This window comes from Mesorhizobium sp. M7A.F.Ca.CA.002.15.2.1, assembly GCF_003998715.1.
Classification (GTDB): Bacteria; Pseudomonadota; Alphaproteobacteria; order Rhizobiales; family Rhizobiaceae; genus Mesorhizobium; species Mesorhizobium ciceri.
This window is the reverse complement of record NZ_RZPI01000333.1, coordinates 1-5,902: the sequence shown is the minus strand read 5'-3', so window position 1 is coordinate 5,902 and position 5,902 is coordinate 1. Positions and strand designations below refer to the sequence as shown.

6 protein-coding genes are annotated in these 5,902 nt (G+C 63.7%); 2 read left to right on the top strand and 4 right to left on the bottom strand.

Features of this window, described 5'->3' with window-relative positions; all coding sequences use genetic code 11:
- The coding region (locus tag ENZ74_RS18805) for a ceramidase domain-containing protein (protein ID WP_127312915.1) at positions 1 to 495 on the bottom strand (495 nt) is incomplete at its 3' end.
- Positions 496 to 667: 172 nt separating this feature from the next.
- Here ENZ74_RS18805 and ENZ74_RS18800 point away from each other — a divergent pair.
- Positions 668 to 1,453 carry a thioredoxin family protein gene (locus tag ENZ74_RS18800; RefSeq protein WP_013528826.1) on the top strand — a complete coding sequence of 262 codons (786 nt, stop codon included), beginning with the start codon at positions 668 to 670 and terminating at the stop codon, positions 1,451 to 1,453.
- 433 nt (positions 1,454 to 1,886) lie between these two features.
- A complete protein-coding gene (locus ENZ74_RS18795; RefSeq protein WP_013528825.1) occupies positions 1,887 to 2,270 on the top strand; it encodes a DUF2794 domain-containing protein in 384 nt (127 codons plus the stop codon).
- 132 nt (positions 2,271 to 2,402) lie between these two features.
- On the opposite strand, the gene ENZ74_RS18790 is transcribed toward ENZ74_RS18795, so the two are convergent.
- The 3 genes from ENZ74_RS18790 to ENZ74_RS18780 form a co-directional block, all read right to left on the bottom strand.
- A complete protein-coding gene (locus ENZ74_RS18790) occupies positions 2,403 to 2,975 on the bottom strand; it encodes a GNAT family N-acetyltransferase (RefSeq protein WP_063169546.1) in 573 nt (190 codons plus the stop codon).
- A gap of 108 nt (positions 2,976 to 3,083) precedes the next feature.
- Positions 3,084 to 3,863: a Bax inhibitor-1/YccA family protein gene (locus ENZ74_RS18785; protein ID WP_013528823.1), complete on the bottom strand. Its 780-nt coding sequence runs from the start codon at positions 3,861 to 3,863 to the stop codon at positions 3,084 to 3,086.
- Between the two features lie 227 nt (positions 3,864 to 4,090).
- Positions 4,091 to 5,902, bottom strand: a 1,812-nt coding sequence (locus ENZ74_RS18780; protein WP_127312914.1) for an FtsX-like permease family protein, incomplete at its 5' end; no start/stop codon positions are given.

Genomic DNA, 5,902 nt, shown 5'->3' with positions numbered 1-5,902 from the left:
GTACCAGCCGGCGCGATTGCCGCTGGCGGCCACCAGCGCGCCGAAGAAGGCGAGCGCCAGGAACGGCGGCAGATAGCCCGTCGTGCCGTTCGACGCCTGGCGCAGCCAGTCCGGCACGGCAACGGTTATCGCCCCGGCAATCACATAGAAGGCGATGAAGATGGCGATGGCTTTGCCCCATCGCATGCCGAGGAAGCGACGCAGATTGAACAGCGTGTAGGCCAGCGTGAAGCCGGCGATCGGCAGCACGTCGGCCCAGACCGTGCCCTTGGTGGCAAAAGTGTGAAAGATCGTCGAGCCGATGCCGATCGCCACCACCCACCAGGCCAGAACCTCGGCGAAGGCGCCGGTGCCCAGCCTTCGCACCTCGCGCACGCCCCACAGGCCGGCGGCGATGAAGGCGAAGTTGGTCAGGGCGTTGACCGGTTCGGACCAGAATTCCGGGCCGGTCCGCTCGCAATAGAGGTCGACCGGCGCCAAAAACGTTTGCCACATCGCGATTGCCGCCCGAATCGGTTTCTATCCTGAAGCGCAGATCCTTCCTATTGCGGCGTTGCGGTCGGCTGCAACGGCAAAATTTCACCGCAACGTGACTTCCCGTTGACTTCCGGTTCTGCCACATATTTCAGCAATCAAGATAAAGCCGGCATCACCGGCGGGAATCGGAATGGCCATGGCCTCGCGAAAATCATTGTGGCTGGCAGCTCTTGCGCTGGCCTTCTCGGCGTCTGCCGGCGCCGGGCATGCCGGCGAATCCGATCGCGCCCAGACCGACCGGGTCCAGATCGAAAAGCCATTGGGCGTGGTCGAGCTGTTCACCAGCCAGGGCTGCAGTTCCTGCCCGCCGGCCGATACTCTGTTCTCCGAACTTGCCGCCAAGGAAGACATCGTCGCGCTCGCCTATCACGTCGACTACTGGGACTATCTCGGCTGGCAGGACACGCTCGGCCGCAAGGAGAACACCGAGCGGCAATACGACTATATGCGCGCCTTCGGCAGCCGCTCCGTCTATACGCCGCAGGCCGTCATCAATGGCCGCGTCCATGTCAACGGCGCCAACCGCGGCGAGGTCGATGGTGCGCTCGCCCGCATGGCCAAGAGCGGTGAAGGCATGCGCGTCGCCGTCAAGGTCAGCCGTACCAGCGATCGCGTGATGATCGACGCCGGCGATGCCGGCAACGGCCCCAGCGACGCCCATGTCGTCATCGTCTATTTCGACCCGCCGCAGACGGTCAAAGTCGGCGAGGGCGAAAATACCGGCCGCAAGATGACCTACTGGAACGCCGTCACCGGCATCCAGACCGCCGGCATGTGGCATGGCAAGGCACAGCGCTACGAACTGCCGATGAGCGAGATTGCCAAAAAGGGCGGCTGCGCCGTGCTGCTGCAGTCGGTCGGCAAGGACGGCATGCCCGGTCCCATTCTCGGCGCCGCATTCATCCACAAGCCTTGAGATAGAGCGCTCAAACCCCTGCCGCGGTAGCGCGAAGGTTCACCTATCACCAGCCAATAAAAAACCGACGTCAGCTTGCTTCTGACGCCGGTCATTTAGGTTTTGGGATCGTCGCTCCCGGTTCTTCCGAGGAAGAGCCGAGGTTGGTTCGATCCGACGCAGACCCGTGGGCGGGGGGCTTGGGGTTTACGAGCCGGTGCCGGACCGAACCGTCTCAGGCAACGCCGGTAAATTCGTCGGACATTGGGGCATGAGCGCGGATAAAAAAAGGCAGAAATGTGGCGGAACATCACCAATTCCAACACGGCGTTTCATAAAAGTGACTGGACGTGACGGAAACGGCGCGGCGCGGGGCTCGGTTCGCCGGGCCTTGCAATTCAGTCGCGAACACGCCAACTTTGGTTGGCAAAGATTCATTTTGAAGGATCGAGGCATGACCGATGACAGTGGCGGGACGGGGGATGGGGACGCATCCGCAATAATCCCGCTGCACGAGGCGCGACGCGAACGTCTCGATCAGCCGGTGCGGTTCGACCGACGCGAGCTGGACCAGATCCTCAGGCTCTACGGACGCATGGTCGCCGCCAATGAATGGCGCGACTACGCCATCGATCATCTCGCCGACCGCGCTGTCTTTTCCGTCTTCCGCCGCACCAGCGAAGTGCCGCTGTTCCAGATCGTCAAGGATCCGAAACTGGCCCGCAAGCAGGGCGCCTTTGCCGTCATCGCCGCCGGCGGCCGCATCTTGAAACGCGGCCAGGAACTCGGCCGCGTGCTCGGTGTGTTCGACAGCAAGTTGAAGCTGGTCGAAGCCTGAGCAGGGAATTAGAGCAGGGGAATTGAAGAAATGGAGAATTGATGAGTTGAAGAAAAGGCCTCGGCGTCATCTGTTGCCGCCGCTTCTTTTTATTCTTCAGTTCTTCAATTGCGCAATTCTTCAGTTCCTTCTTCAGTCCCCTCTAAGGCGAAACTTCCGCTCTGGCAGCGAACTCGGATCGGGCGGCGCCGATGCCCCGCCATTCAGCGACAGCTGCATGAACACCGTGTCCAGCCAGCGCCCGTGCTTGTAGCCGGAGCCTTCCAGGCGGCCCGAATGGCGAAAGCCGAGCTTTTCGTGCAGCCGCACCGAGGCGCTGTCGGGACGGCCATCGCCGATCACCGCGATGATCTGGCGAAAGCCCGCCGTCGTCACCGCCTCGATCAGGCTTTGCATCAGCTTGAGCCCGACGCCCTGGCCCTTGGCCTCGGGCGCGACATAGACCGAATCCTCGACAATGAAGCGATAGGCCGGGCGTGGCCGGAAGGCACCGGCATAGGCGTAGCCGAGAACCGCGCCGTCCTTCTCCGCCACAAGGTAGGGAAAGCCGCCGGCCATCAGGCTGTCGAATCGAACACCCATCTCCGCGCGGCTCGGCGGCTCCAACTCATAGCTCGCCGTGCCTTGGGCGACCGCGTCGGCGTAGATGCCGGTGATGCTGTCGAGGTCGGCCGCTGTCGCCGGTCGAATCGTAATAGTGCTCATAGTTTATGGGTGCCATTTCTCTGCTCGCGATAACAGCAAAGCCCGGCACAAAAGAAAAGGGCGGCCGTTGGGCCGCCCTTTTGGAACTCGATGGTCCAGCATGCTGAACTAGCGACGGTCGCCCATGAACTGCAGCAGGAACATGAACAGGTTGATGAAGTCGAGATAGAGCGTCAGCGCGCCCATGATCGCCTTGCGGCCGGCAACGTCCGAACTGTCGCCCTCGAAATACATCTCCTTGATCTTCTGCGTGTCATAGGCGGTGAGGCCCGCGAAGACCAGCACGCCGATCGCCGACACGGCAAACGACAGCGCCGACGACTGCAGGAAGATGTTGATCACCGACGCGATGATGATGCCGAACACGCCCATGATCAGGAACGAGCCCATCGCCGTCAGGTCGCGCTTGGTGGTGTAGCCGAACAGCGACAGCGCACCGAAGGCGGCGGCCGTGGCGAAGAAGGTCTGTGAAATGCTGGCCGTGGTGTAGACCAGGAAGATCGAAGACAGCGACAGGCCGACGAGACCGGCATAGACCCAGAACGTCGTCTGCGCTGCCGAAACGCTCATCGACTGGACGCGGAACGACAGGAACAGCACGGCGGCCAGCGGCGCCAGCATCACCACCCAGCGCAGCGGCGAGCCGAAGATCGCGTAGCCGAAGGACGTCAGCATCTCGCCGCTCGGCAGCGTCGCGACAGCCGAAGCCGGATCGGTGGTGGTGGCCAGCATGATCGTGCCGACAGCGGCAAGACCGGTGATGAGGAGGCCAAGCCCCATCAGATTGTAAACCTTGATCATGTAGGCGCGCAGGCCCTGATCGATGTCGGCACCGACGCCGACGCCGGGCACGGCGCGCGTCTGGTAGTTGCGAATGGGATCAGCCATTGTAGTCCTCTATTGCTTCTGCCCCGTCCGGTGTCAGGTCCTTCCGGACCTGGGCGCCGCTGGCAGGGCTCCAGCATGCCTGTGGCGAAATATGATGGTTATTCGCGTCAAGAACAAGACCGTAACCGGATGTAACGGTTCGTGAGAGGGCGAAGCGCCGTTTCCTCGGCTTTTCGGACGGCTTTCTTACCAAGATTTAATCCAGGATGCCCGTTCCGGGCCTGTCGTCACAGGTTGCGCAGCACCGGTGCTGCCTTGTGGCCGAGCACCCGCCAAGTACCGGCGAGACCAATGCCGACCGTGATCACCAGCGAAAACAGAATGGTTGCCACCGCCACCTCCGGCATGAAATGCGACGGCAGAGTCATGATGCGCGCGACGACGAACCAGGCGGCTGCGCTGCCCGCCGCCAGCGCGAAAATGGCGGTGGCCAGCCCGATCAGCATATATTCGAGCGAGAAGGCCGATATCAGCGTCGTGCGTGTCGCGCCCAGCGTCTTCAACACCACCGCATCATGGATGCGCGCCCGGTTGCCGGCTGCAAGCGCGCCGGCCAGCACCAGCACCGAAGCGATCAGCGCCACGCCAGCGGCCGCCCGGATCGCCGTGCCGAGCTGTCCGACCAGCCGGTTGACGATGTCGAGCGCGTCCTTGACCCGCACCGTCGTCACCGCCGGGAAGGCGCGGGTGACGGCGTTGAGGATGCGGGCGTCGTCGGCCGTCGATGCACTCTTTTCGGTCAGCGTCGCCATCCAGCCATGCGGGGCGCCCGCGAATGTGTTGGGCGAGAAGACCATGACGAAATTGATACCCATCGTCTCCCATTCGACTTGGCGGAAACTGGCGATCCTGGCCGTGACGTTGCGGCCCAGCACATTGACGGTGATGGTGTCGCCGAGCTTCAGCCCGATCTCCTTGCCTTCTTGCGCCGAAAACGAAACCAGCGGTTCGCCGCTGTAATTTTCGGGCCACCAACTGCCCTCGGTCAGCGTCGCGTTCTCCGGCTGCCTGGTGTCATAGGTCAGGCCGCGATCCCCCCTCAGCACCCAGGCGCCTTCCGCCGGCACCTTCACCTTGTCGACATCGACACCGTTCAGCGCCATCACCCGGCCGCGCAGCATCGGCACCTTGGCCAGCACGCCCTGCGGCGCCTCCTTGCCGATCAGCGCCGAGAAGGACGCGACATCGGCGCTCTGGATGTCGACGAAGAAGAAGTTCGGCGCCCGTTCCGGCAGGCTGCCTGAGATCTGTCGCCTGAGATTGCCGTCGATCAGCGCCAGCGTCACCAATAGCGTCAGCCCGAGCCCCAGGGACAGCACCACCGATGGCGTCAGGGCGCCTGGCCGATGGATGTTGCCGATGGCGAGCCTGAGCGCCACGAAGCGCACGCGCGGGCTTTTCCTGGCCGCCCATTGCACCAGTGCGCCGACCGAGCGCAGCACCAGGAAGGCGAAGACGGTAGCGCCGACAAAGATCGAGGCGATGCGCTGGTCGCCCGAGAACAGAATGGCCAGCGCCGCAAGCAGCAGCGCGATGCCTATGGCCGCCGCGACATAGGCGGGGCGCGGCAAGCCGCGGCCTTCCAGTCCCATTTCGCGAAACAGCGCGGTTGCCGGCACGTCGCGGGCGCGGCCGAGCGGCAGCAGCGCGAAAGCCAACGTCACCAGCAGGCCGAACAGCGCCGCCATGCCGAGCGCGCCGGGATAGAAGCCGCCTTCGGCCGGCACCGGAATGACGGATTGCAAGGCCGCGCTCGCCGCGAAGGGCATTAGTGCGCCGAGCACAAGGCCTAGCACGACACCCAATCCGGCTATGATCAGGATCTGCACGAGATAGACGGCAAAGACGAAGCCGCCCGAAGCGCCCAGGCTCTTGAAGGTGGCGATGACGCCGCGCTTGCCGTCGAGATAGGCGCGCACCGCATTGGCGACGCCGACGCCGCCGACCACCAGCGCCGTCAGCCCGACCAGGGTCAGGAACTGCGAGAAGCGTTCGATGTTGGACGACAGCGCGGGCGCCGCGTTGCTGCGCGTGCGGAT

Coding starts and splice junctions, on each gene's coding strand:
- ENZ74_RS18790 (WP_063169546.1), bottom strand. CDS start 2,975: ATGAGCACTATTACGATTCGACCGGCGACAGCGGCCGACCTCGACAGC.
- ENZ74_RS18795 (WP_013528825.1), top strand. CDS start 1,887: ATGACCGATGACAGTGGCGGGACGGGGGATGGGGACGCATCCGCAATA.
- ENZ74_RS18785 (WP_013528823.1), bottom strand. CDS start 3,863: ATGGCTGATCCCATTCGCAACTACCAGACGCGCGCCGTGCCCGGCGTC.
- ENZ74_RS18800 (WP_013528826.1), top strand. CDS start 668: ATGGCCATGGCCTCGCGAAAATCATTGTGGCTGGCAGCTCTTGCGCTG.